This window comes from Achromobacter sp. K91 (assembly GCF_003576205.1).
In the GTDB taxonomy this organism is placed as follows: Bacteria; Pseudomonadota; Gammaproteobacteria; order Burkholderiales; family Burkholderiaceae_B; genus Achromobacter; species Achromobacter aegrifaciens.
This window is the reverse complement of sequence record NZ_QWFB01000086.1, coordinates 38095-61332: the sequence shown is the minus strand read 5'-3', so window position 1 is coordinate 61332 and position 23238 is coordinate 38095. Positions and strand designations below refer to the sequence as shown.

21 protein-coding genes are annotated in these 23238 nt (G+C 67.4%); 15 read left to right on the top strand and 6 right to left on the bottom strand.

Going from position 1 to position 23238, the window contains the following annotated elements:
- Positions 1-100: 100 nt before the first annotated feature.
- Positions 101-1249 carry an acyl-CoA dehydrogenase family protein gene (locus DXK93_RS30975; protein ID WP_054455144.1) on the bottom strand — a complete coding sequence of 383 codons (1149 nt, stop codon included), beginning with the start codon at positions 1247-1249 and terminating at the stop codon, positions 101-103.
- Between the two features lie 47 nt (positions 1250-1296).
- The gene (locus tag DXK93_RS30970; protein ID WP_054455146.1) at positions 1297-1920 is read right to left on the bottom strand and encodes a TetR/AcrR family transcriptional regulator; all 624 of its coding nucleotides are present in this window, start codon (positions 1918-1920) and stop codon (positions 1297-1299) included.
- 194 nt (positions 1921-2114) lie between these two features.
- On the opposite strand from DXK93_RS30970, the gene DXK93_RS30965 reads away from it, so the two are divergent.
- Both DXK93_RS30965 and DXK93_RS30960 read left to right on the top strand, forming a co-directional pair.
- A complete protein-coding gene (locus tag DXK93_RS30965; RefSeq protein ID WP_054455881.1) occupies positions 2115-3086 on the top strand; it encodes a nitronate monooxygenase family protein in 972 nt (323 codons plus the stop codon).
- Positions 3083-3823: an enoyl-CoA hydratase-related protein gene (locus DXK93_RS30960; RefSeq protein ID WP_054455148.1), complete on the top strand. Its 741-nt coding sequence runs from the start codon at positions 3083-3085 to the stop codon at positions 3821-3823. Before DXK93_RS30965 ends, DXK93_RS30960 begins: the two co-directional genes overlap by 4 nt.
- A 46-nt stretch (positions 3824-3869) precedes the next feature.
- On the opposite strand, the gene DXK93_RS30955 is transcribed toward DXK93_RS30960, so the two are convergent.
- Positions 3870-4703: an enoyl-CoA hydratase/isomerase family protein gene (locus DXK93_RS30955; protein ID WP_054455150.1), complete on the bottom strand. Its 834-nt coding sequence runs from the start codon at positions 4701-4703 to the stop codon at positions 3870-3872.
- A gap of 113 nt (positions 4704-4816) precedes the next feature.
- Between DXK93_RS30955 and DXK93_RS30950 the strand changes: the two genes are divergently transcribed.
- The 3 genes from DXK93_RS30950 to DXK93_RS30940 all read left to right on the top strand — a co-directional run bounded on the left by DXK93_RS30950 (position 4817) and on the right by DXK93_RS30940 (position 8031).
- Positions 4817-5677, top strand: a complete 861-nt coding sequence (locus DXK93_RS30950) for an NAD(P)H-hydrate dehydratase (protein WP_119452135.1) — start codon at positions 4817-4819, stop codon at positions 5675-5677.
- Positions 5678-5797: 120 nt separating this feature from the next.
- Complete coding sequence (locus DXK93_RS30945) at positions 5798-6031, top strand: hypothetical protein (RefSeq protein ID WP_054455155.1); 234 nt, start codon at positions 5798-5800, stop codon at positions 6029-6031.
- 386 nt (positions 6032-6417) lie between these two features.
- Positions 6418-8031, top strand: coding sequence for an ABC transporter substrate-binding protein (locus tag DXK93_RS30940; RefSeq protein WP_054455157.1), 1614 nt, complete (start codon positions 6418-6420; stop codon positions 8029-8031).
- An 82-nt stretch (positions 8032-8113) separates the two neighbouring features.
- Here the strand turns inward: DXK93_RS30940 and DXK93_RS30935 are convergent, their stop codons facing one another.
- A complete protein-coding gene (locus DXK93_RS30935; RefSeq protein WP_054455159.1) occupies positions 8114-9028 on the bottom strand; it encodes a LysR family transcriptional regulator in 915 nt (304 codons plus the stop codon).
- A gap of 281 nt (positions 9029-9309) precedes the next feature.
- Between DXK93_RS30935 and DXK93_RS30930 the strand changes: the two genes are divergently transcribed.
- From DXK93_RS30930 to dapD, 10 genes are all read left to right on the top strand, one after another.
- A complete protein-coding gene (locus DXK93_RS30930; protein WP_054455161.1) occupies positions 9310-10281 on the top strand; it encodes a succinylglutamate desuccinylase/aspartoacylase family protein in 972 nt (323 codons plus the stop codon).
- A gap of 70 nt (positions 10282-10351) precedes the next feature.
- Positions 10352-11983, top strand: coding sequence for an ABC transporter substrate-binding protein (locus tag DXK93_RS30925; protein WP_119452134.1), 1632 nt, complete (start codon positions 10352-10354; stop codon positions 11981-11983).
- 49 nt (positions 11984-12032) lie between these two features.
- Complete coding sequence (locus DXK93_RS30920; RefSeq protein WP_054455165.1) at positions 12033-13010, top strand: ABC transporter permease; 978 nt, start codon at positions 12033-12035, stop codon at positions 13008-13010.
- Between the two features lie 6 nt (positions 13011-13016).
- Complete coding sequence (locus DXK93_RS30915; RefSeq protein ID WP_054455166.1) at positions 13017-13937, top strand: ABC transporter permease; 921 nt, start codon at positions 13017-13019, stop codon at positions 13935-13937.
- Positions 13934-14917 (top strand): ABC transporter ATP-binding protein, encoded by a 984-nt coding sequence (locus DXK93_RS30910; RefSeq protein ID WP_054455169.1) that lies wholly within the window; start codon positions 13934-13936, stop codon positions 14915-14917. The genes DXK93_RS30915 and DXK93_RS30910 overlap by 4 nt, the downstream gene beginning before the upstream one ends.
- Positions 14914-15924: an ABC transporter ATP-binding protein gene (locus tag DXK93_RS30905; RefSeq protein WP_013391145.1), complete on the top strand. Its 1011-nt coding sequence runs from the start codon at positions 14914-14916 to the stop codon at positions 15922-15924. The genes DXK93_RS30910 and DXK93_RS30905 overlap by 4 nt, the downstream gene beginning before the upstream one ends.
- Positions 15924-16829, top strand: coding sequence for a hydrolase (locus DXK93_RS30900; RefSeq protein WP_054455171.1), 906 nt, complete (start codon positions 15924-15926; stop codon positions 16827-16829). Before DXK93_RS30905 ends, DXK93_RS30900 begins: the two co-directional genes overlap by 1 nt.
- A 39-nt stretch (positions 16830-16868) precedes the next feature.
- Positions 16869-17999 carry a M20 family metallopeptidase gene (locus DXK93_RS30895; protein WP_054455173.1) on the top strand — a complete coding sequence of 377 codons (1131 nt, stop codon included), beginning with the start codon at positions 16869-16871 and terminating at the stop codon, positions 17997-17999.
- Between the two features lie 7 nt (positions 18000-18006).
- Positions 18007-19005: an autotransporter outer membrane beta-barrel domain-containing protein gene (locus tag DXK93_RS30890; protein WP_233564655.1), complete on the top strand. Its 999-nt coding sequence runs from the start codon at positions 18007-18009 to the stop codon at positions 19003-19005.
- Positions 19006-19064: 59 nt separating this feature from the next.
- Positions 19065-20048 carry a 2,3,4,5-tetrahydropyridine-2,6-dicarboxylate N-succinyltransferase gene (gene dapD / locus DXK93_RS30885; RefSeq protein WP_054455175.1) on the top strand — a complete coding sequence of 328 codons (984 nt, stop codon included), beginning with the start codon at positions 19065-19067 and terminating at the stop codon, positions 20046-20048.
- Positions 20049-20061: 13 nt separating this feature from the next.
- Here dapD and DXK93_RS30880 read toward each other — a convergent pair whose 3' ends face one another.
- Together DXK93_RS30880 and DXK93_RS30875 are read right to left on the bottom strand one after the other, a co-directional pair.
- Entirely contained in the window at positions 20062-20916 is an 855-nt protein-coding gene (locus tag DXK93_RS30880; RefSeq protein WP_054455178.1) for a class II glutamine amidotransferase, read from the bottom strand.
- Positions 20917-21020: 104 nt separating this feature from the next.
- Complete coding sequence (locus tag DXK93_RS30875) at positions 21021-23084, bottom strand: UvrD-helicase domain-containing protein (RefSeq protein WP_054455179.1); 2064 nt, start codon at positions 23082-23084, stop codon at positions 21021-21023.
- Positions 23085-23238: the final 154 nt, after the last annotated feature.

The following is a 23238-nucleotide window of genomic DNA, read 5'->3' as shown; positions in this document are numbered from 1 at the left end:
CGCGCGGCCGCTGGCGCGTCATATGCCGGCGCGGCCATGGGCCGTGCGCCGGATCACCGTCAGTCATGCAGGATATTAGCCTCTTGCGCCGGGTCCGCGCTCAGGAATGCGCCTTGATGGTTTCGCGGGCGATCACCAGCTGCTGGATCTGCGAAGTGCCTTCGAAGATGCGGAACAGACGCACGTCGCGGTAGAAGCGCTCGACCGCGTACTCCGACATGTAGCCGGCGCCGCCGTGGATCTGCACCGCACGGTCAGCCACGCGGCCCACCATTTCGGTGGCGTACAGCTTGCAGCAAGCGGCCTGCATGGTGGTGTTCTCGCCGCGGTCGCGCATGCGGGCGGCGTCCAGCACCATGCAGCGCGCGGCGTAGAGTTCGGCCTGGCTGTCGGCGATCATGGCCTGGATCAGCTGGAATTCGGCGATGGGTTGGCCGAATTGCTTACGCTCAATGGCGTACTTCACGGCATCGCTCAGCAGGCGGTCGGCGATGCCCACGCACAGCGCCGAGATATGCAGGCGGCCCTTGTCCAGCACCCGCATCGAGGTGCGGAAACCGTTGCCCTCTTCGCCGCCCAGCAGCGCGCTGGCCGGGACGCGGCAGTTGTCGAACACCACGTCGCTGGTCAGGGCGCCGGCCTGGCCCATCTTCTTGTCGGGCTTGCCGATGGTCAGGCCCGGCGTGCCTGCTTCGACCAGGAAGCACGAAATGGAATTGGCGCGACGTTCCGGCGCGGTGCGGGCCATGACAGAGAACAGGCCGGCGATGGGCGCGTTGGTGATGTAGCGCTTGGTGCCGTTGAGCACATAGCTGTCGCCGTCGCGCACCGCGGACAGGCGCAGCGCCATTGCGTCGGAACCTGCGTCGGGTTCGGTCAGCGCGAACGAGCCGATCAATTCGCCGCTGGCCAGCTTGGGCAGGTAGCGGGCGCGCTGCTCGTCGGTGCCGGCCAGCACGATGGCCTGCGAGCCGATGCCGATGTTGGTGCCGGCCAGCGAACGGAACGCGGGCGAGGTCTGCCCCAGTTCGAAGACCACTCGCACTTCCTCTTCCATGGTGAGGCCCAGGCCGCCATGGTCGGGCGAGATGGACAGGCCGAACAGGCCCAGGTCGCGCATCTCGTTGACGATGTCGGGCGGCACCTGGCCGCTTTCGGCGAGTTCGTCTTCGGCGGGGATCAGGCGTTCGTGCACGAAGCGGCGCACGGCGTCCAGCAACAGGTTCAGGGTTTCGGTATCGAGGGCCATGGTGGGAGTCTCAAGAAGATACGGGGCAAGCCGGGGACAGCCGCGCCTCAGGCGCGCATGCCTCCGACCAATAGATCGAAATAGCCGGCGGCGATGGCTTCGGCGCTGTCGCCCTGGCCGGGCTTGTACCAGCGCACCATCCAGTTCAGCATGGACAGCACGGCGCGGCCCGCGGCGGCCACGTCCAGCGCGCGGAACTCGCCGGCGGCGACGCCTTGCGCGATCAGTTCGCGCAGGCGCTTCTCGTAGCCGTCGCGCAGCCGGGCGGCGTCTTCGCGTTCGGTCAGGGCCATGCCGGAATAGCCGATCAGCATGGTGACGAATTCGGCGTGGTGCTGCTCGAAGTAGCGCGCGTGGCCCACCATGAAGGCGCGCAGCCGGGCCGTGGCGCCCTCCGCCCGCGCCACATCCTGGGCGACGGCCTGCGTCAGGCCGCTGAGCACGGCCAGGATGATGGCGTCGTAGATGTCCTGCTTGGTGGTGTAGTAGTGGTAGATGGCCGCCTTGGACACGCCGAGCGCGCCGGCCAGGTCGGATACCGAACTGCCGTCGTAGCCGCTTTGGGCGAAGAGCTTGGCGGCTTCTTCCAGGATGCGTTCGCGCGGGGCCGCCACGGTGGGCGGCCGGCCGGCGCGGGCGCGTTTCTGGGCGGGAGGGGCGGAGGTCGCCATGGCAGCCTTTGCAGGGGCCGCGCCGCAGCTGCCGGAGGGACTCGCGTACCTCCATTGACAGCGCTTCAGCGCATGCCGTTTAATAAGGATTAATTAATTACCGGACGGTCGGTAGGTAATTATAGGCACACCCGCCAACGGTGTTCAAGTCCCGATGTTCAAGTTCTCCCGTGACCTTTTTCCGCGACGAAGCCATGCCCCACTCTCTCGTGACTGATTTGTACGGCCAGATGTCCCTGCCGGTCATCTGCGCCCCGATGTTCATCGTGTCCAATCCCAAGCTGGTGGTGGCGCAGTGCACCAGCGGCATCGTGGGGTCGTTCCCCGCGCTGAACGCGCGTCCGCAGAGCCTGCTGACCGACTGGCTGGACGAAGTCCAGGCCGGCCTGGCGTCGCACCGCGAGGCCAACCCCGGCGCGACGGTGGCGCCGTTTGCGGTCAACCAGATCATCCATCAGTCCAACGACCGGCTGGAGCAGGACCTGGCCGTGTGCGCCAGCCACCGCGTGCCGCTCATCATCACCAGCCTGCGCGCCCCCGGCGACCTGGTCAAAGGCATCCATGACTGGGGCGGCAAGGTGTTCCATGACGTGACCACCATCCGCCACGCCGAAAAGGCGCTGGAAGCTGGCGTGGACGGCCTGATCCTGGTGTGCGCCGGCGCTGGCGGCCATGCGGGCACGCTCAGCCCCTTCGCGCTGGTGTCCGAAGTGCGCCGCTTCTATGACGGCCCGCTGATCCTGTCGGGCGCGATCACCTCGGGTGCGCACATCCTGGCCGCGCAGGCCATGGGCGCGGACTTCGCCTATATGGGTACGCGCTTCATCGCCAGCGAGGAAGCCAACGCCAGTGAAGGCTACAAGTCCGCCATCGTGGACGCCAGCGCCTCGGACATCCTGTATACCCCGTTCTTCACCGGCATTCCCGGCAACTACCTGAAGGCCAGCATCGCCGCCGCCGGCCTGGACCCGGCCAACCTGCCGCAGCCAGACAGCGGCGCGTCCAATTTCGGCTCCACCCGGGTCAAGCCCTGGAAGGACATCTGGGGCGCGGGCCAGGGCGTAGGCGGCATCGCCAGCGTGCTGCCGACCCGCCAGATCGTGGACACGCTGCGCAGCGAATACGCGGACGCCAAGTCCCGCCTGGCCGACGGTTTCGGCGCATGAGCGCCGGCCTGCAGGTCAGCCGTGACGGCGCGGTGCTGACGCTGACCATCAATCGCCCGGACCGCCGCAACGCGCTGGATACGGCCACTTATGCCGCCCTGACCGAGCAGATCACGCTGGCATGCGCCGACACGGCGTTGGCGGCAGTGGTCCTGACCGGCGCGGGCGAGCATTTCACGGCGGGCAATGATTTGCGCGACTTCCAGGCGGAACGCGGCGCAGGCGACAGCGCCGCCTTGACCTTCCTGCGGGCGCTGGTGATGGCGGACGTGCCGGTCATCGCCGCAGTCGAAGGCTATGCCATCGGCATCGGCGTGACCCTGTTGCAGCACTGCGATTTCGTCCACATCGGCGAAGGCGCCACCTTGCGCATGCCGTTCGTGGCGCTGGGGCTGTGCCCGGAAGGCGCTTCCAGCCTGCTGATGCCGCGCCTGGCCGGCGCCCGCCGCGCCGCCGAATGGCTGTTGCAGGGCAAGGCCTTCACGGCGCAGGACGCCTGCGACGCCGGGCTGGCCACTTCGGTCACGCCCAAGGGCCAGGCGCTGGCGGCGGCGCAAGCCACCGCCGCCGACCTGGCGCGCCAGCCGCCGGCCGCGCTGCGCCTGACCAAGGCCATGCTGCGCCGCCCGGACCGCCAGGCGATCCAGGACACGCTGGACTATGAAGCCCAGCAATTCCGCATCCGCCTGCAATCCGAGGAAGCGCAGGCGGCGTTCGCGAAGTTCTTCAAGAAGTAGGAAAGCCGGATTGCGCGCCCTAGCCTGGCGCGCGTAATCCGTCGCCTCAGAACGGCGAATCCGGCCGGAAGTTCGGGGCGCGGCGTTCGCGCAGGGACTGGATCCCTTCGCGCACGTCCGGGCCGCCAAAGCCCATGAATTCCAGCGCCAGCGACGTATCGAAGCTCGGCCCGGCCATGCGCAGCCAGTTGTTCAGCGAGTACTTGGTCCAGCGGATGGCGGTCTGGGAACCGGCGGCCAGCTTGTTGGCGACCTCAAAGGCGCGGCCGATGAGTTCGGCCTCGTCCACGCACAGCGACACCAGGCCGATGCGCTCGGCTTCCTCGCCGGTCACGGTTTCGCACAGCATCAGGTAGTACTTGGCGCGCGCCATGCCGCAAAGCAGCGGCCAGACGATGGCGGCGTGGTCGCCGGCCGTCACGCCCAGGCGGGTATGGCCGTCGATGATGCGCGCGTCGCGCGCCGCGATTGAGATGTCGGCCAGCAGGCCGGCCACCAGGCCCGCGCCCACGGCCGCGCCATGCATGGCGGACACGATGGGCTTGTTGCAGTTGATGATGTTGTAGACCAGGTCGCGAGCCTCGCGCCAGACGCGGGTGCGCACGTCGAAGTCGTCGGCCATCTGCTGCACCAGGTCCAGGTCGCCCCCGCCCGAAAAGCCCTTGCCCTCGCCGCGGATCACCACCACCCGGGTGTCCGGGTCGGTGTCGATATCGCGCCAGATGTCGGCCAATTCGCGGTGCATGCGGTCATCGGCGGTGGACAGCTTGCCCGGCATGCCGCCCTTGGCGCCCATGATCACCTCCAGCACCCCGCCGGGGTGCCGGCGCAGTTTCAGGGACTCATAGGCGGAATAGTGTTCCAGCGTGATGTCGCTCATGTTCGTCTCCACGTAATCTTGTCTTGAGGCCGGGCCGGATGCCGGCCGGTTTGGGCGCACTATAGTAGATACGCGCTTTCGCGCCACGCCGCCATCCCCAGGAGCCTCAGCCCATGAACACACCCGCCCCGTCCGCCGGCGGCACCATCGACCGCGCCGCCCTGCCCGCCCTGTTCGCGCCGCGCGGCCAGGACACCCACAAGGGCAGTTTCGGCACAGTGGGCGTTGTGGGCGGCGGCCCGGGCATGACGGGCGCGGCGCTGCTGGCTGCGCGCGCCGCCCTGAAGACCGGCGCCGGCAAGGTGCTGGTCGGCTTCGCCCAGGACGCCGCGCCGCTGGCCTGCGATCCGCTGCAGCCCGAACTGATGCTGCGCGACGCCCGCTCGCTGCTGGAACAAGACTGGGGCGTCACCGCCTGGGTGGCGGGCTGCGGCATCGGCACGGGCGCCCTGGCGGCCAACGCCTTGTCCGAACTGTTCGTGCTGCGCCGCGGCTCGCCCCTGGTGCTGGACGCGGACGGCCTGAATCTGCTGGCCCGCGGCGACATCCAGCCCAACTGGGGCGAGGGCGCCGTGGTGCTGACGCCCCATCCGGCCGAGGCCGGGCGGCTGCTCGGCATGGACACGGCCGAGGTGCAGGCCGACCGGCCGGCCGCCGCCAGGGAACTGGCCCAGCGCTACCGCGCCTGGATCGTACTGAAGGGCGCGGGCACCGTGGTCTGCTCCCCGGATGGCGATCTGCGGGTCAATACCAGCGGCAATCCGGGGCTCGCCACCGCCGGAACCGGGGACGTATTAGCGGGCATGCTGGGCTCGTTGATCGCCCAGAAGCTGCCGCTGGAGCAGGCGGTCGCCGGGGCAGTCTGGCTGCACGGCGCGGCCGCCGACGCGCTGGTCGCCCAGGGTGTCGGCCCCATCGGACTGACCGCCGGAGAGCTGGCGGATGCCGCCCGCGCCCTGCGCAATGGCGGCTAAGTCCCTGCGGCATAAACATTTTTACAACATATAGGGGTTTACCCTATAAATGGCATTGCTTTTGTTCTAGGGTTATCCCTATAATGGTTTACCCCAAGACGAAACGGACTGGAGCAAACCATGAGCGAACTGACCCTGAACCACACTGCCCGCCTGACCGACGCGCTGGAGCGTGACCTGCTCCGCGGCGCCCTCGAGAACCAACCGAATTCCCATCCGCTGACCAGCCTGAAGAAGGCCGGCCAAGCCGTAGTGGCAGCTGTTGCCGCCGTGTTTTCCTTCATCGACGAAGTGAACGAGTCGATGAACAAGGCCCGCGCCGCCAGCTCGCGCTTCTCCGGTTCGCAGTGGTAAGCCCTGCCGCGCCGGCCTGAGTCGCGATCGATCTCCCGCGATTCAGCCCGGCGCGACCCCGCCGCAACGCCCGCCGGTTTCCCGGCGCCCCTTGCGGCGGTTCTTCGGCGCCCAGCCCCTCACCCGGGCGCCATCGCGCCGCGCAGGCCTCCAGACGAGGCAGCGCGGCGCCCTCTTTCCCCCTCCCTCTCCGCGTTTTCCCTAGCGCCACGCTTGCCATTGCGCATTGACAGTGCGCGAAGCCCCTACCGATAATCGGCCCCTTGCCGTCGTGCCCGGCGCCAAAACCCCCTGAGCCCCTTCCAGGCGACGCCGCCCGCGCGGCTGGCGCAGGCCGGTTTACACGCAGGCGCGATCCGGTTCGTTCCCCATCCGGAGTTGTCACCATGAAGTTGCGTACCACCCTGGCCCTTGCGGCCGCCGCCATTCCCCTGGCCGCCGCCCAAGCCCAGACGCTGAAGATCGGCCTGTCGGCCGAGCCCACCTCGGCGGATCCCCACTACCACAAGATGACGCAGAACGACGCCTTCTCTGCGCACGTCTACAGTTCCCTGGTGGGCCGCAGCGCCGACATGAAGCTGGTTCCGGCCCTGGCCACCTCCTGGAAAACGCTGGACGACCAGACCTGGGAATTCAAGCTGCGCGACGACGTCAAGTTCTCCAACGGCAAGCCGTTCACGTCCGAAGACGTGCTGTTCACCATCTGCCGCACGCTGAACAACGAAACCAACGTGTCGCAGTCCTATATGGACATGACCAAGCGCATCACCGACGTGCAGACGCCGGACGCGCACACCGTCATCATCAAGACCGGCGAACCCTTCCCGCTGATGCCCGCCGAACTGGCGCGTTCGCTGCCCATCGTCTGGAATGGCATCGTCGAACACGGCAAGCTCACGTTCGACCCCAAGAAGGGTTGCGGCGTGACCGGCCCCTGGCCCACCGTGGCCGACTTCAACAACGGCAAGGACGCCATCGGCACCGGCCCGTACACCCTGAAGTCCTACGTCAAGGGCACCGGCATCGAGCTGGTCCGCAATGAAAACTACTGGGGTCCCAAGCCGTACTGGAAGGAAGTGAAGTTCGTGCCGGTGCCGTCGGCCGGCCCGCGCCTGACCGGCCTCTTGTCCGGCGACTTCGACATGATCGAAAACCCCGCCGCCCGCGACCTGCCGCGCCTGAAGGACAACCCCAAGTTCGGTTTCGTCGCCACCCCGTCGACCCGCCTGGTGTTCTTCCAGCCTGACGTGGGCCGCAACCCGAGCCCCTTCGTCAAGAGCGCCGACGGCAAGAACCCGCTGCAGGACCTGCGCGTGCGCAAGGCGATTTCGATGGCCATCGACCGCAAGACCATCACCGCCCGCATCATGGACGGCATGGCCACGCCCGCCTTCCAGTACATGCCCGACGGCATGTTCGGCGCGCTGCCCCAGGCGCCGGAAATCAAGTTCGACCCGGAAGGCGCCAAGAAGCTGCTGGCCGAAGCCGGCTACCCGAACGGCTTTGAACTGACCCTGTCGTCGACCAACGACCGCTACGTCAACGACGGCCAGGTGGCGCAAGCCGTGGCCCAGTACCTGGCCCGCGTCGGCATCAAGACCAATGTGGACGCCATGACGGCCTCCATCTATTTCCCCAAGCGCGCCAAGCGCGAGTTCAGCTTCTCGATGGGCGGCTGGCCGGCGGAAACGGGTGAAGCCTCGGCCCTGTTCCAGCTGTGGGTGGCATCCCTGGATTCCCCCAACAGCCTGGGCACCAGCAACTACGGCGGTTTCAGCAATGCCGACTTCGACAAGGTCTACAAGGAAGCCATCGTGACGGTGGACGCGCCCAAGCGCGAGAAGCTGCTGCAGCAATCCACCCAGATCGCGCTGGACAACGTGCCGCTGATCCCGCTGCACTTCGAAAGCAGCATCTGGGCCTTCCGCAAGGGCATCACCTACGAAGGCCGCCGCGACCAGTACACGCTGGCCACTTCGGTCACGCCCGAAAAGAAGTAATCAGGTCCGCCTGAACGAAGAACGGCTGCCCCAGGGCAGCCGTTTTTTTGCCTGGGCGGAGGACTTCTGCGTCCTTGGCGGACTATGCGGCCGCCCTGCCTTGCAGCGCGTCGTCCAGCTCCCGCGCCAGCAATTCGACAAAGGCCTCGGCCGCTGGCGGCAACACCCGGCCCGGCATGACCTGGATCTGCAGGGTGCGCGATTGCAGCTCGGCATTGGAAATCGGCACGGCGATCAGCTCGTCGCGCCGCAGGCTCCAGGCCACCGAGATATAGCCGCTGAGCATGATGGCGTCCGACCCGAAGACGAAGCCGTGCAGGGGTGAGGAATCGTTGCAGGTCAGCGCTGGCTCCAGCTGCACCGACTCCAGCGCGCAGCCCATCTCGAACAGCTGGCGCGTGGTGGTGCCCGGCCCGGTCAGCGCCAGCGGATACTGGCTGAGATCCTGCAGGCTGACGCTGGCGCGCCCCGCCAGCGGATGGTCGGCCGCCATCACCGCATGCACCGGCGCGCGGCGCGAATAGCGCGGACTGACCCCGCCGATGCGTTCGGCAATGAAGACCATGCCCAGTTCCACGCTGCCTTCGGCCACCCGGCGGCTGACTTCGGCCGGCGACCCCACGTGCAGGTCGAAGCGGATGTTGGGCCAGTCGCGACGAAAACGCGCCATCACCGAGGGCAGGAAGATCCGCGCCACGCCCTCGACAGAGGCCACCCGGATCTCGTTGCGCGCGGCGCCCTTGATGGCGGCGATTTCCTGCAGGACGGAATCGGCTTCCAGCATGGTGCGGCGGGCATGCGCCAGCAGCAGCTGGCCCGCTTCGCTCAGGACCATGCCGCGCGCGGCGCGCTCGAACAGCGGCGCGCCCGCCTCTTCCTCCAGCTTGGCGATCTGCCGGCTGATGGCCGACACCGCCACATGCAGGCGCTCGGACGCGCCGCTCAGGCTGCCCGCCTGGGCTACCTCCAGAAAATACTTCAAGGCGATGCCGTGCACGTCAGCCCTCGCGGTTCTCAGAGAATGGGAATGGGGAACAAGCTTTGCCTTTTCTGCAAAGCTCGAGATAAATATTCTAATTGTAGAGAAAGCAGCCAAGCTCCTAGAATTCGCCCAATACTCAAAGGCGGCGCGCGCCTGACGCGCCCTATATATAAGGGAAAACCCGTGCTAGCAGCCTGTTTCAGCGCCCGTCGCGCCGCGGCGCCCGCTCATGCCGGCCGCTAGCCGCCCCCCCAGCGCCATCGCCTATACAATCCCGTCGCTTCATCGGAGTTCCCATGCCCACGTCCGCCCCCGCGTCCACACCGCGTCCATTTCTACTTGCCTGTCCGAACTTGTCGGCAGAGCGGGTGGGCAACACGGATACCCCGGGGGTCTGGCATTTCGATTCGGGCGTGCCAGGCAAACGCGTCATGCTGAGCGCGCTGATCCACGGCAATGAACTCTGCGGCGCCTGGGCGCTGAAGGACGCGCTGGCGGCGGGCCTGCGCCCGCGCCGCGGTTCGCTGACGCTGGCGTTCTGCAACCTGGCGGCGTTCGATCGCTTCGACCCTGCGAATTACGCGCCCGCGCGCTTCGTCGACGAAGACATGAACCGCGTCTGGAGCGACGACAAGCTGAGCGTGCCGACCAGCCAGGAACGCCGCCGCGCAGCCGAGATCCAGCCCTGGGTCGAGCAGGCCGACTGGCTGCTGGATTTCCATTCGATGAGCAATTCCGACGTGCCGCTGCAGCTGACCGGCATGGAGCAACGTAATATCGACCTGGCGCTGGCCCTGGGCAACCCCGCCACCATCATCGCCGACGCCGGCCACGCCGCGGGCGTGCGCATGCGCGACTATGGCCGCTTCGGCGAAGCCGGCGACAACGGCACCCGTTCCCTGCTGATCGAATGCGGCTTCCATGGCGCGCCCGAAGCGCGCGGCGTGGCTGTCGACCAGATGGCGCGCTTCCTGGTGGAGGCGGGCACGGTGGACCGCGGCGACCTGCCCGCGGATTGGTTCGCCCCCGCCGCGTCCACGCAGCGCGCACTGCGCGTGACGCATGCGATCGCCGCCAAGAGCGCCGATTTCCGCTTCGCCCAACCCTGGAAGGGCCTGGAAACGCTGGCCCGCGCCGGCGACCTGATCGGCTGGTCCGAGGGCGAGCCCGTCGTCACGCCTTATGACGATTGCGTGCTGATCATGCCTTCCACCGCCAATCTGCGGCCCGGCGTGACCGTCGTCCGGCTGGCGCAGCCCATCGCCTGAAGACCCGCGGCGGCCCGCCAGGAACGCCGCCCCGCAACACCATAACCAATACAACAAAGGGACAAAATCCATGTCTGCCCAGACGCTCTACCGCAGCATGCTCACGGCCTTCGCCATGGCCGCCTGTACCACCGCGGCCATCGCCCAGGATGCCGCCGGCGTTCTGCGGATCGGCCTGTCGTCCGAGCCGACGTCGATGGATCCGCACTACCACCAGGCCACGCCGAACGATGCGATGACCTCGCACATGTTCGAGACGCTGGTGGGGCAGGATGCCAAGATGAACCTGATCCCGCGCCTGGCCACGGCCTGGAAGCCGGTGGACGACACGACCTGGGAATTCACGCTGCGCGATGGCGTCAAGTTTTCCAACGGCCAGCCCTTCACGGCGCAGGACGTGCTGTTCACTTTCTGTCGCGTGGTCAACAACGAGCAGTCCATCAGCAGCTCGTACCCCTCCATCGTGCAGAAGTTCGCCGACGTGCAGGTGCGCGACGGGAACACGCTGGTGATCAAGACGCGCCAGCCCTATCCGCTGCTGCCCAACGACCTGACCCGCATGGGCATGCTGTGGAACGGCATCGCAGAACATGGCCCGATCAGCTTCGACCTGAAGAACAAGTGCGGCGTCACCGGCTCCTGGCCTACCGTGGCCGACTTCAACACCGGCCGCTCCGTGATCGGCACCGGGCCCTACACGCTCAAGAGCTACGTCAAGGGCACCGCCATCGAACTGACGCGCAACGACGCCTACTGGGGCGCGAAGCCGGCATGGAAGGACGTAAAGCTGGTGCCGGTGCCTGCCGCTGGCCCGCGCCTGACCGGCCTCTTGGCGGGCGACTTCGACCTGATCGAAAATCCCGCCGCGCGCGACGTGAAGCGCATTTCGGAAACGCCGGGTTTCGGCCACGTCATCACCCCGTCGGTGCGCGTGGTGTATTTCCAGCCCGACGTGGCGCGCAATCCCAGCCCTGGCGTGAAAGCCGCGGACGGCAAGAACCCGCTGCAGGACGTGCGCGTGCGCCGCGCCATTTCCATGGCCATCGACCGCAAGACCATCGCCGACCGCATCATGGACGGCGCCGCCACGCCGGCCAACCAGTTCCTGCCTGACGGCATGTTCGGCACCCTGCCCAACCCGCCCGCGCTGAAGTACGACCCGGCCGCCGCCAAGAAGCTGCTGGCCGAAGCCGGCTACCCGAACGGCTTCGAGCTGACCGTCTCATCGACCAACGACCGCTACATCAACGATGCGCAGGTCACGCAGGCAGTGGCGCAATACCTGTCGCGCGTGGGCATCAAGACCACCGTCGACACCATGACGCGCTCGGTCTACTTCCCCAAGCGCGCCAAGCGCGAGTTCAGCTTCGCCATGGGCGGCTGGTCGTCGGAAACCGGCGAGGCCTCGTCCTTCCTGCAATACTGGGTCAGCGCGTTCGACAAGGAACACGGCCTGGGCACCAGCAACTACGGCGGCTATGACAACCCCGAGTTCGACCGCGTGTTCAAGCGCGCCCTCGTCACCGTGGACCCGGCCGCGCGCGAAAAGCTGCTGCAGGAATCGCTGACGCTGGCGTTGGCCGACCTGCCCAGCATTCCCCTGCATTTCGAAAGCAGCATCTGGGCGTTCCGCAAGGGACTGACCTATGAAGGCCGCGCCGACCAGTACACCCTGGCCATGTCGGCCAAGCCCGCCAAGTAAGACCCTACGCGGCGCCCGCAAACCCTGAGCCCACCAAGGAAATAATCTCGTGGCCTTGTTCATCCTACGCAGACTGATACAGAGTCTGTTCGTGCTGCTGGCCGTTTCGGTCGTGGTCTTCTTCGCGGTCTATGCCGTGGGCGATCCGATCGAACTGCTGGTCAGCCCCGAAGCCAGCCAGGCCGCACGCGAGGCGATGATCGCCCGCCTGGGCCTGGACCTGCCGGTATGGCAGCAATACACAGGATTCCTGTGGCGCGCGCTGCACGGCGACCTGGGCACATCCTTCGTGCACGGCATCCCCGCCATCGAGCTGATCGTGCAGCGCATCCCCGCCACGTTCGAGCTGGTGGTGGTCGCCATCATGCTGACCTGTGTGTTCGGCATTCCGCTGGGGCTGATCGCGGGCCTGTACCGCGACCAACCGCTGGGCCGCGGCATCATGGCCACTTCGGTGCTGGGCTTTTCGCTGCCGAACTTCTGGCAAGGCATGATGCTGATCCTGCTGTTCGCGGTATGGCTGGGCTGGCTGCCCGCCACCGGCCGCGGCGACACGGTCACCGTGCTGGGCGTGCCGCTGTCCATCCTGACTGCCGATGGCTGGTCGCACCTGATCATGCCGGCGATCAACCTGGCGCTGGCCAACATCGCCCTGGTGCTGCGCCTGACCGCGTCCGGCGTGGTCGAGGCCCGCAGCCAGGACTACGTGAAGTTCGCGCGCGCCAAGGGCGTCAAGCCCGGCCGCATCGTGCGCCGCCACATCCTGCGCAACATCCTGATCCCCGTGGTCACCGTGATCGGCATGGAATTCGGCACCCTCATCGCCTACTCCACCATCACCGAAACCGTGTTCGCCTGGCCAGGCATGGGCAAGCTGCTGATCGACAGCGTCTACCAGCTGGACCGCCCGGTCGTGGTGGCCTACGTGATGCTGGTCACCCTGATCTTCGTGATCATCAACCTGGTTGTGGACATCCTGTACGCCACGCTCGATCCGCGCGTGCAGCTCGTGACTCCCGCTCAATAATCCGCCATGGCTCAAACTCCGAATCCCGGCCGCACCCGCACCGTCCAGCCCCTGGCTGAGACGCCCCAGCGCGCCTCCATCCTGAAGAAACTGCACGCGCGCCCGACGGTGCGCGGCTCCGTCATCGCGCTGACCATCCTGATCGTCCTGGTGGTCTTCGCGCCTTTCTTCGCGCCGCAGAATCCCTACGACCTCGCCAACCTTTCGCTGATGGACGGCCGCCTGGCGCCGCGCCAGGCGCTGATGGACGGCAGCATCGCCTGGCTCGGCACCGACGACCAGGGCCGCGACATGCTCAGCGCCATCCTGTATGGCCTGCGCATCAGCCTGATGGTGGGCCTGTCCGCCGTGGTCCTGGCCACCGCCGTGGGCGGCGCCATCGGCCTGGTAGCCGCCTATGTCGGCGGCGTGGTCGACACCGTGCTCATGCGCATCGTCGACTTCATCCTGGGCTTTCCGACCATCCTGGTGGCGCTGGTGCTGCTGGTGGTGCTGGGGCGAGGGGTCGACAAGGTGATCCTGGCGTTGGTGCTGGTGCAGTGGGGGCATTACGCCCGCATCATGCGCAGCCGCGCCCTGCAGGAACGCCGCAAGGAATACGTGGAAGCCGCCGCCAACCTGGGCTTCCCCGCCTGGCGCATCATGCTGTTCCACCTGCTGCCCAACTGCCTGGGCCCCGTCATGGTGTTCGCCACCATCCAGATCGCGACCGCGATCGCGCTGGAAGCCACGCTGTCGTTCCTGGGCGTGGGCGTGCCCATCACCGAACCGTCGCTGGGCCTGCTGATTTCCAACGGTTTCCAGTACCTGCTGTCGGGCGACTACTGGATCAGCCTGTTCCCGGGCATCGCCCTGCTGGTGCTGATCCTCTCCATCAACATCGTGGGCGACCGCCTGCGCGAAAGCCTGGACCCGCGACGAGCATGAGCGAAATCCTTCTAGACGTGCGCGGCCTGCGCACCGCATTCCATACCGAAGCCGGCGCGTGGCTGGCGGTCGACGGCGTCGACCTGACCGTGCGCCGCGGCGAGATCGTCGGCCTGGTCGGCGAATCGGGTTCCGGCAAATCCGTCACCGGCTTTTCGCTCCTGGGCCTGATCGACCCGCCCGGGGAAGTGGTGGACGGCGAAGTGAAGTTCAAGGGCACGGACCTGCGCAAGCTGAGCGAAGAGCAGATGCGCCAGTTGCGCGGCAACCGCATCGCCATGATCTTCCAGGATCCCCTGATGACGCTCAATCCGGTGCTGCGCATCGGCGAGCAGATGATGGAAGCCATCCTGACCCACGAAGACGTGCCGCGCGCCGAAGCCGAGGAACGCTGCCGCGAGGCGCTGGCCATGGTCGGCATTCCTTCGCCCGAAAAGCGCCTGAAGAGCTATCCGCACGAATTCTCGGGCGGCATGCGCCAGCGCGTGGCGATCGCGATCGCCATGCTGAACAAGCCCGACCTGATCATCTGCGACGAGCCGACCACGGCGCTGGACGTCACCATCCAGGGCCAGATCCTCTACCGCATGCAGGAGATCTGCCGCGAACACAACACCGCGCTGATCTGGATCACCCACGACCTGGGCGTGGTGGCTGAACTGGCCGACCGCGTGGCCGTGATGTACGCAGGCCGCATCGTCGAAAGCGGCCCGGTCGAAGAAGTGCTGGACGCGCCGCGCCACCCCTACACCAAGGGCCTGCTGGATTCGATGCCCGGCGCCACCCAGCCCGGCGCGCGCCTGCACCAGATCAACGGCATGGCGCCCAGCCTCGCCGGCCGCCCATCGGGCTGTCCGTTCCGCCCGCGCTGCACCAGCGCGGTCACGCGTTGCACCGAACAAGCCCCCACTGTCACCACCGAAGGCGCGCGCAACTACCGCTGCTACGTGCCGATTACCCGCGAGGCCCAGCCGGTATGAGCCAAGCCGATACCCCCGTCATCGAGCTCAAGAACGTCCACAAGCGCTTCGAGCAGCGGCCCGACCTGGCCCAGCGCATCCTGGCCCTGACCGGCCGTCCCATCGACCGCCGCACCGTGTATGCGGTCAACGGCGTGGACCTGTCCATCAAGCGCGGCGAAGTTGTGGGCCTGGTCGGCGAATCCGGCTGCGGCAAGTCCACGCTGGGCCGCGTCGTTGCCGGCCTGCATGGCCAGACTGAAGGTCAGCTGCTGTACCAGGGTCAGGAAGCCCGCCGCCTGCGCGGCGCCGACAAGCTGGCCTATACGCTGGGCGTGCAGATGATCTTCCAGGATCCGCAGGCCTCGCTGAATCCGCGCCAGCGCCTGCGCCAGATCCTGGGCGAATCGCTCAAGGTCCACAAACTGGCGCCCGCCGCCCAGATTCCCGCGCGCATCGACCAGGCGCTGAAGGAAGTGGGCCTGGACCCCGAGTACCGCGACCGCTTCCCTCACCAGATCTCGGGCGGCCAGCGCCAGCGCATCGGCATCGCGCGTGCGCTGATGGTGGCGCCGAAGTTCCTGGTCTGCGACGAGCCCGTGGCCGCGCTGGACGTGTCGATCCAGGCGCAGGTGATCAACCTGTTCATGGACCTGCGCGAACAGCACGGTTTCACCTACCTGTTCATCAGCCACGACCTGGGCGTGGTCAAGCACATCTCCGACCGCGTGGCGATCATGTACCTGGGCAAGATCGTGGAAATCTCCACGTCGGCCGAGATCTTCGCGCGCGCCAACCATCCCTACACCCAGGCCCTGATGGCCGAGGTGCCGGACGTGGGCCGCCGCGGCCGCAAGTTCACGCCGATCAAGGGCGAGATCCCGTCGCCGCTGAATCCGCCGCCGGGCTGTACCTTCAATCCCCGCTGCCCCCACGCCATGCCGCGCTGCCGCGAGCAGGCGCCGGTCCTGAAAGAAATCTCGGCAGGCCATTGGTCGGCCTGCCACCTGAATGAGGCGAACGCCTGATGAAACCCTCCGAGATGTCCAACGTCGACCGCATCGCCATCGAACTGGGCCATGCCGGCCGCAACGCCATCCTGTATGTGGACGAGGACCGCAACTCCGACCGCCCCTTCAAGCTGCAGACCTACCGCCCCTACGGCTACACGCCCGACATGCCGGTGGTCATCGTGCAGCACGGCGTGCTGCGCAACGGCGACGAGTACCGCGATTTCTGGGTGGAAGCCGCCGACAAGCACAAGCTGCTGATCGTGGCGCTGACCTTCTCCAACGAGATCTGGCCCGGCGTGGAAAGCTACAACAACGGCCGCGTGTTCTCGGCCGGCGGCAATCCGCGCCACATCGACGGCTGGACCTACGCGTTGGTGGGCAATGTCATCAAGGACCTGATCGCCGGCGAAATCACCGACGGCCAGAACGTCTACCTGTTCGGCCACTCCGCCGGCGGCCAGTTCGTGCACCGCCTGATGAGCAGCCAGTCGCACGCGCCGTTCAAGGCCGTGGCTGCCGGCAACCCGGGCTGGTACACGCTGCCCACGTTCGACTATCCCTTCCCTGAAGGCATGGACGGCGTAGGCATGACGGAAGACCACCTGGTGAAGCTGCTGGCCTATCCGATGACCATCCTGGCGGGCGACCAGGACATCGCCACCGACGACCCCAACCTGCCGTCCGAACCCGCCGCCATGCGCCAGGGCCCGCACCGTTTCGCACGCGCGCAGAACTACTTCGAGTTCGGCCGCAAGGAAGCCGAGCGCCGCGGCGTGCCGTTCGGCTGGAAGCTGCAGGTCGTACCGGGCATCGGCCACGACGGCCGCGCCATGTCCGCCGTCTGCGCCAGCCTCTGGTTCGACGGCAAGATGCCCGACGCCGCCGAACTGGCCCGCCTGGCCGGCCAGCAGGTCGCCTGACCGCCCCCACTTTCTTCGTTGCAGATATCCGATACCGTCATGTCCAACACCCAGAGCACTGAACAGATCGTCGCCGGCATCAAGAGCTGGCTGCAATGCGAATCGCCCTCGAACTTCCCCGAGGGCATCGCCGCCATGGCGCGCATCATCGCCGACTACGCCGCGGCCGCCGGCCTGACGGTGGAGCTATCGTCCCTGGGCCCGACCACGGGTCCGCTGCTGTACGCGACCAACCGCGCCCCCGGCGACACGCGCCCCGGCATCCTGATCCTGGCGCACATGGACACGGTGCATCCGGTGGGCACGCTGCTGGAGAACCCGGTGCGCATCGAAGGCGACCGCCTCTATGGGCCGGGCGGCTACGACATGAAGGCCGGCATCTACCTGGCGCTGACGGCGCTGTCCGGCCTGGCGCGCCCCGGCGCGACCCAGCTGCCGGTGGACTTTCTGGTGGTGCCCGACGAAGAAACCGGCAGCCACGCGTCGCGCGCGCACATCGAGCGCTTTGCCGCCAACGCCAAGTACGCGCTGGTCTGCGAACCCGCCCGCCCCAACGGCGGCAAGTGCGTCACGGCGCGCAAGGGCACCGGCATGCTGAACCTGAACGTCAAGGGACGTCCGGCCCATGCCGGCATGCAGCATGAGAAGGGCCGCAGCGCCATCCGCGAAATGGCCCATCAGGTGCTGGCGCTGGAAGCCATGACCGACTATGACCGCGGCATCACCGTGAGCGTCGGCACCATCGCCGGCGGCACCGTGACCAACACCGTGCCAGCGCTGTGCCGCTGCGTGGTCGACTTCCGCGTGCCCGACATGGGCGCCGCCGAAGACGTGCTGCGCCGCATGCGCGAGCTGTGCGCCGTGGGTCCGGACGTGGAACTGGACATCGACGTGGAACTGAACCGCCCGCCCATGGTGAAGACCGAAGCCGCCGCCGATCTGCTGGCGCTGGTGCAGGGCTATGCCGAACGCGCCGGCTTCCTGCTGGAAGACGCGCCCATGACGGGCGGCGGCAGCGACGCCAACTTCACGTCCGCCATGGGCATCCCGACGCTGGACGGCCTGGGCGCCGACGGCGACGGCGCGCACACCTTGAACGAGTACATCCTGGTTTCGACGCTGGAACAGCGCATGAAATTCTGGGAACTGCTGCTGAAAGAACTGGCGTAAACAGTCCTTGCCGCCACCGATAGCCGTGCGCCGGCGGCTGCTGGCGCGGGCGTTCGCCATGCAGGTCCTGTTCGCGGCTGGCGCAGCGCACGCGCACGCCGGACAGGCCGAACCGGACCGCAGCCTGCTGGCCGACCGTCCGGCCCGTCCCACGCCGGCCCAGCCGGGCTGGCTCGTCGTCGTCGACAATTGGCAAACGCTGGAAGGCGGCGCCAACACCGCCCGCATCAAGCAACGCACCACCGGCCTGTATGGCGGCGGCGAATTCGACGCGGGCGCCGGCTGGCGGCTGGGCGGCGCGCTGGGCGCCACCCGCAGCCGCGTCCGCATCGACGCGGCCGATGCGCGGGTGGACGTATACAGCTATACCGCGGGGATCTACGGCAAGAAGTCGTTCGACGCCGGCCCCGGCAAGCTGAACCTGCTGACGGCCGCCTCCTACACCTGGCACGACATCGACACCCGGCGGCATTTCGAGATGCCCGGCATCGCCCGGCAGACCTTGACCGCCGACTTCAGCGCCTACACCGCGCAGGCCTTTTCGGAACTGGGCTACGAGCTGCCGCTGTCGGAAAGCGCGACCATCGAACCATTCGCGGGCCTGGCGGTGCGCAACGTGCGCACGCGCAGCTTCAGCGAATCGGGCGGATTCACCGCGCTCTCGGCCGACGCGGGACGGATCCAGCAGACCACCACCACGCTGGGCCTGCGCGGCCAGACCGGCTTCGCGCTCGGCCCCACCTTCGGCAGACTGCACGCGACACTGGGCTGGCGCCGCGCCTTTGGCGACGTACAACCGGAAACCACCCTGGTGCTGGACGGCGGCAGCGTGCTGACGGTCGCCGGCGCGCCCATCGCCCGGTCCGCCGCGCTGGCGGGCGCCGGCCTGGAAATCGCCGTGTCGCGCTCGGCCGTCATCGGCCTGGCCTACGGCGGCCAGTATGGCGGCGGCAACCGCGAACACACCGGGTCGCTGAGCCTGCGCTGGGCCTTCGGCAGCCTCTGAAAACCGGGGCCCTTTCGCCTTAGAATTACGCACCCAGACTGCGCACTTCCTCTTTCATCATGGCCGATTCCCCCAAGCCCCTCAGCGCCATCGCCTATGGCGTCGCCACGCTGGCCGCCGACGGCGCCATCCTGGATACCTGGTATCCGCGTCCCTCGCTGGCCGACAACTCGCCGGCCACCGGCACCCGCCACCTGTCGCCCGAGGAAGCCCGCGCCGCGCTGGGCGAACATGTGCCCACCGCCCTGGTCCGCGACACCCGCCGCAAGGTCGACATCGTCGCCGTGCGTACCGCGATCTCGTCGCTGGACGAACCGCCGGTCGATGCGCACGACGCCTATCTGCGCCTGCACCTGCTCAGCCACCGGCTGATCCGTCCGCACGACGCCAACCTGGACGGCCTGTTCAACGTGCTGGCCAACGTCGCCTGGACGTCGGCCGGGCCCTGCGCGGTGGATCAGGTGGATGCGCTGCGCTGGCATCTGCGCGCCTCCGGACAGATCCTGGAAATCCGCGGCGTGGACAAGATTCCCCGCATGACCGACTACGTCATGCCCAGCGGCGTGCGCATCGCCGACACCGCGCGCGTGCGCCTGGGCGCGCATCTGTCGCCCGGCACCACGGTGCTGCATGAAGGCTTCTGCAATTTCAACGCCGGCACGCTGGGCGCGTCCATGGTCGAAGGCCGCATCAGCGCCGGCGTCATCGTCGACGACGGCAGCGACATCGGCGGCGGCGCATCCATCATGGGCACCATGTCCGGCGGCGGCAAGCAGGTGGTATCCATCGGCAAGCGCTGCCTGCTGGGCGCCAACTCGGGCATAGGAATTTCGCTGGGCGACGACTGCGTGGTGGAAGCCGGCTGCTACGTCACCGCCGGCACGCGCGTGCTGACGCCGGAAGGCGCGGTGGTGAAGGCCACCTCGCTGGCGGGTCAGCAAGGCCTGCTGTTCCGCCGCAATTCGCAGACCGGCGCCGTGGAGTGCCTGGTGCGCACCGCCGCCTGGGGCACGCTGAATCCGGCCCTGCATACGGGCCACTGAAGCCCGGCCCGGCTCAGGCCCCCGGCGGCACCGGCACGAACGGATAGTGCGCCACCGTGCCGCCGCCCGCGATGATGGCGGTGGCTTCGGGCACTTCCTCCCAGGCGCCGGGCATCTCGGTCAAGGGCTCCGACAGCAGCAGGAATGCGTCGTCATCCAGCGCCGCGATCTGCGGATTGTCGGGATATAGCTGGCGCAGATGGCGCACGCAGGTGTTGTGGAACAGCGTGCGTGAATCGGCCTCGCTGGAATAGCGCACGGCGATCAGCCGCTGGCCGTCCAGCGCGCACACCGTCATGTTGATGGGCTGCGCCACGCCATGCCTCCTGCCCGTCTCTTCCACCGCGCCCACCATGCGGGCCAGCGCCGCCAGCGGGTCTTCCTCCAGGCCGAAGCTCAAAGCCAGCAGGAACATCACCTCGGAATCCGTCGACCCTTCCAGCGAGCCGAAATAGGCCGGCGCGATCATCAGCATCAGGTCGCGCCTGAGCAACGGATAGTCGCGGATGACGCCGTTGTGCACGAACAGCCACTGGCCGTGGCGAAACGGATGGCAGTTGGTTTCCTGCGCGGGCGTGTCGGTGGCGGCGCGGATGTGCGCCACGAACAGCGGCGCGTGGATCGCGCGCGCCGCTTCCCGCAGATTGCGGTCGTTCCAGGCCGGATGCACGCTGCGGTAGCGGAACGGCGGCTCCGGCGGCCGGCCTTCGTGTTGACGGCCATACCAGCCCAGCCCGAAGCCGTCGCCATTGGTGGTGGTAGCGCCCAGCCGCGAGTGCAGGCTCTGGTCGATCAGGGAGTGCTTGGCCTTAAACAGCACGCTCTCCATCTGTATGGGACTACCGGTATAAGCCAGCCAGCGACACATGGCGCGCTCCTTCGATCCACGGGATTGCCGCGCCCCGGACGGCGGGGCGGGCGCAGTCCAGTGTAGGAGCAGGCCGCGGCTTTCCACAAGCCGCCGCCCCGCCCCTATTTCTTCAGCAACGCCTTGAGCATGGCCATGCGCTCCTTGGGATTCATTGCAGCGGTGGCCGCGTCTTCCTGCATGCGCACATCGCCCAGGCCCATTTCCTCGATGAAGCGCGAAGGCTCGCGCACCAGGTCTTCGCGCGCGCGGCGGCGGCGCTTGCACCAGCTCAGGTTCAGGCTGCGCTGCGCGCGCGTGATGCCCACGTACATGAGCCGGCGCTCTTCCTGGATGCGCGAAGCCAGGTTCTCGGCCGCGCGCGCCGGATCGCCGACTTCGTCATCCTTGCCCAGGTGCGGCAGCAAGCCTTCCTCGACGCCCGCGAGGTACACGTGCGGATACTCCAGCCCCTTGGAAGCATGCAGGGTGGACATCTTCACCGCATCGGGCTCTTCTTCCTCGCCGCGCTCCAGCATGGTGACCAGCGCCACATGCTGCACCAGGTCGAAGAGCGTCATGTTGTCTTCTTCGGCCTTGCGCTTGAGCCATCCGGTCAGCTCCAGCACGTTCTGCCAGCGCGTCTGCGCGGGCCGCTCTTCGAACAGCTCGTACAGATGGCGTTCGTACTGGATGGCTTCCAGCAGATCGTCCAGCAGCACGCCCGCGGGCTCGGACGGCGCGGCGTCCTTCGCATCGGCCGCGCCACGGCCCGCGCGCCATTGCATGCGGCGGATGAACTCGGTGAAGGTGCGCAGCGGCTCCAGCTGCCGTGGCGCCAGCAGGCTTTCCAGGCCGGTCTCGGCCACGGCGGCCAGCAGCGACAGCTCGCGGCTTGCGGCGTACTGCCCCAGCGTCTGCAAGGTGGCTTGGCCGATGCCGCGCTTGGGCGTGGTGGCCGCGCGGATGAAGGCCGGATCGTCGTCGTCGTTGGCCAGGATGCGCAGATAGGCCAGCACGTCGCGCACTTCGGTCTTGTCGAAGAAACTCTGCCCGCCCGAGATCGTGTACGGGATCTTCAGGTTGCGCAGCGCCTGTTCCAGGATGCGCGATTGATGATTGCTGCGGTACAGGATGGCAAAATCCTTCCACTGCGCCTGGCGCTCGAAGCGCGAAGCCGACACCTTCATGGCGATGGATTCGGCCTCCTGCTCCTCGCCGTCCATGGCCGATACCAGGATGGGTTCGCCCACGCCCAGATCGGACCACAGCTTCTTGTCGAACAGCTTGGGGTTCTTTTCAATCACCTGGTTTGCGGCCGCCAGGATGCGCTGCACCGACCGGTAGTTCTGCTCCAGCTTGATGAGCTTGATGTTGGGGTAGTCGGTGGTCAGCTTGGCCAGGTTCTCGATGGTTGCGCCACGCCAGGCGTAGATCGCCTGGTCGTCATCGCCCACCGCCGTGAACATGGCGCGCGAACCCGTCAGGAGCTGCACCAGGCGGTACTGGCACACGTTGGTGTCCTGGTATTCGTCCACCAGCAGATAACGCACGCGGTTCTGCCAGCGGGTGCGCACTTCTTCGTTATTGGCCAGCAGCAGCGCGGGGATGCGGATCAGGTCGTCGAAGTCCACCGCCTGGTAGGCGGCCAGCGTGGCGGCGTAGCTGCGGTAGACGTTGGCCGCTTCCACGTCGGCCGGCGTGATGGCTTCGCGCGCGGCATCGTCCGGTTCCATCAAGCCGTTCTTCCACAGCGAGATGATGCCCTGCACGTGGCGCAGGCGGGCCTTGTCGGTCGTGTTCAAGAGTTCCTGGATGATGGCCATGGCATCGTCGGCGTCCAGGATCGAGAACGTCGGCTTCAGGCCCGCGTTGCGCGCTTCCTCGCGCAGCATCTTCACGCCCAGCGAATGGAAGGTGCTGATGATCAGGCCCTTGGACAGCTTGCGATCCACCAGGGTCTTCACGCGTTCGTCCATCTCGCGCGCGGCCTTGTTGGTGAAGGTCAGCGCCACCACGTTGCGCCCCATATAGCCGCACTCGCGCAGCAGGTACGCAATCTTCTGCGTGATCACGCGCGTCTTGCCGCTGCCGGCGCCGGCCAGCACCAGGCAGGGGCCGTCCAGATACAGCACCGCTTCGCGTTGAGCGGGGTTCATGCCTTGGGCTATAGGTTCGCTGGCGGACATTCGAGTCAGGTGATCATGCATCGCGGCGGCCGCATTGAAGCTGCGGCCAGCAAGCATGAAGCTTGCGGCCGCCCGTCAGCGGGCCGGTAACACGCGAGAAAAAGGGGACGGGCGCAGCCGCCACGGCGGGCCTGCCGCGCCGGCGCGATAGAGG

Excerpts from the sequence above, each read along its gene's own strand:
- DXK93_RS30975 (WP_054455144.1), bottom strand. The coding sequence starts at position 1,249 with ATGGCCCTCGATACCGAAACCCTGAACCTGTTGCTGGACGCCGTGCGC.
- DXK93_RS30970 (WP_054455146.1), bottom strand. The coding sequence starts at position 1,920 with ATGGCGACCTCCGCCCCTCCCGCCCAGAAACGCGCCCGCGCCGGCCGG.
- DXK93_RS30965 (WP_054455881.1), top strand. The coding sequence starts at position 2,115 with ATGCCCCACTCTCTCGTGACTGATTTGTACGGCCAGATGTCCCTGCCG.
- DXK93_RS30960 (WP_054455148.1), top strand. The coding sequence starts at position 3,083 with ATGAGCGCCGGCCTGCAGGTCAGCCGTGACGGCGCGGTGCTGACGCTG.
- DXK93_RS30955 (WP_054455150.1), bottom strand. The coding sequence starts at position 4,703 with ATGAGCGACATCACGCTGGAACACTATTCCGCCTATGAGTCCCTGAAA.
- DXK93_RS30950 (WP_119452135.1), top strand. The coding sequence starts at position 4,817 with ATGAACACACCCGCCCCGTCCGCCGGCGGCACCATCGACCGCGCCGCC.
- DXK93_RS30945 (WP_054455155.1), top strand. The coding sequence starts at position 5,798 with ATGAGCGAACTGACCCTGAACCACACTGCCCGCCTGACCGACGCGCTG.
- DXK93_RS30940 (WP_054455157.1), top strand. The coding sequence starts at position 6,418 with ATGAAGTTGCGTACCACCCTGGCCCTTGCGGCCGCCGCCATTCCCCTG.
- DXK93_RS30930 (WP_054455161.1), top strand. The coding sequence starts at position 9,310 with ATGCCCACGTCCGCCCCCGCGTCCACACCGCGTCCATTTCTACTTGCC.
- DXK93_RS30925 (WP_119452134.1), top strand. The coding sequence starts at position 10,352 with ATGTCTGCCCAGACGCTCTACCGCAGCATGCTCACGGCCTTCGCCATG.
- DXK93_RS30915 (WP_054455166.1), top strand. The coding sequence starts at position 13,017 with ATGGCTCAAACTCCGAATCCCGGCCGCACCCGCACCGTCCAGCCCCTG.
- DXK93_RS30910 (WP_054455169.1), top strand. The coding sequence starts at position 13,934 with ATGAGCGAAATCCTTCTAGACGTGCGCGGCCTGCGCACCGCATTCCAT.
- DXK93_RS30905 (WP_013391145.1), top strand. The coding sequence starts at position 14,914 with ATGAGCCAAGCCGATACCCCCGTCATCGAGCTCAAGAACGTCCACAAG.
- DXK93_RS30900 (WP_054455171.1), top strand. The coding sequence starts at position 15,924 with ATGAAACCCTCCGAGATGTCCAACGTCGACCGCATCGCCATCGAACTG.
- DXK93_RS30895 (WP_054455173.1), top strand. The coding sequence starts at position 16,869 with ATGTCCAACACCCAGAGCACTGAACAGATCGTCGCCGGCATCAAGAGC.
- dapD (WP_054455175.1), top strand. The coding sequence starts at position 19,065 with ATGGCCGATTCCCCCAAGCCCCTCAGCGCCATCGCCTATGGCGTCGCC.
- DXK93_RS30880 (WP_054455178.1), bottom strand. The coding sequence starts at position 20,916 with ATGTGTCGCTGGCTGGCTTATACCGGTAGTCCCATACAGATGGAGAGC.
- DXK93_RS30875 (WP_054455179.1), bottom strand. The coding sequence starts at position 23,084 with ATGTCCGCCAGCGAACCTATAGCCCAAGGCATGAACCCCGCTCAACGC.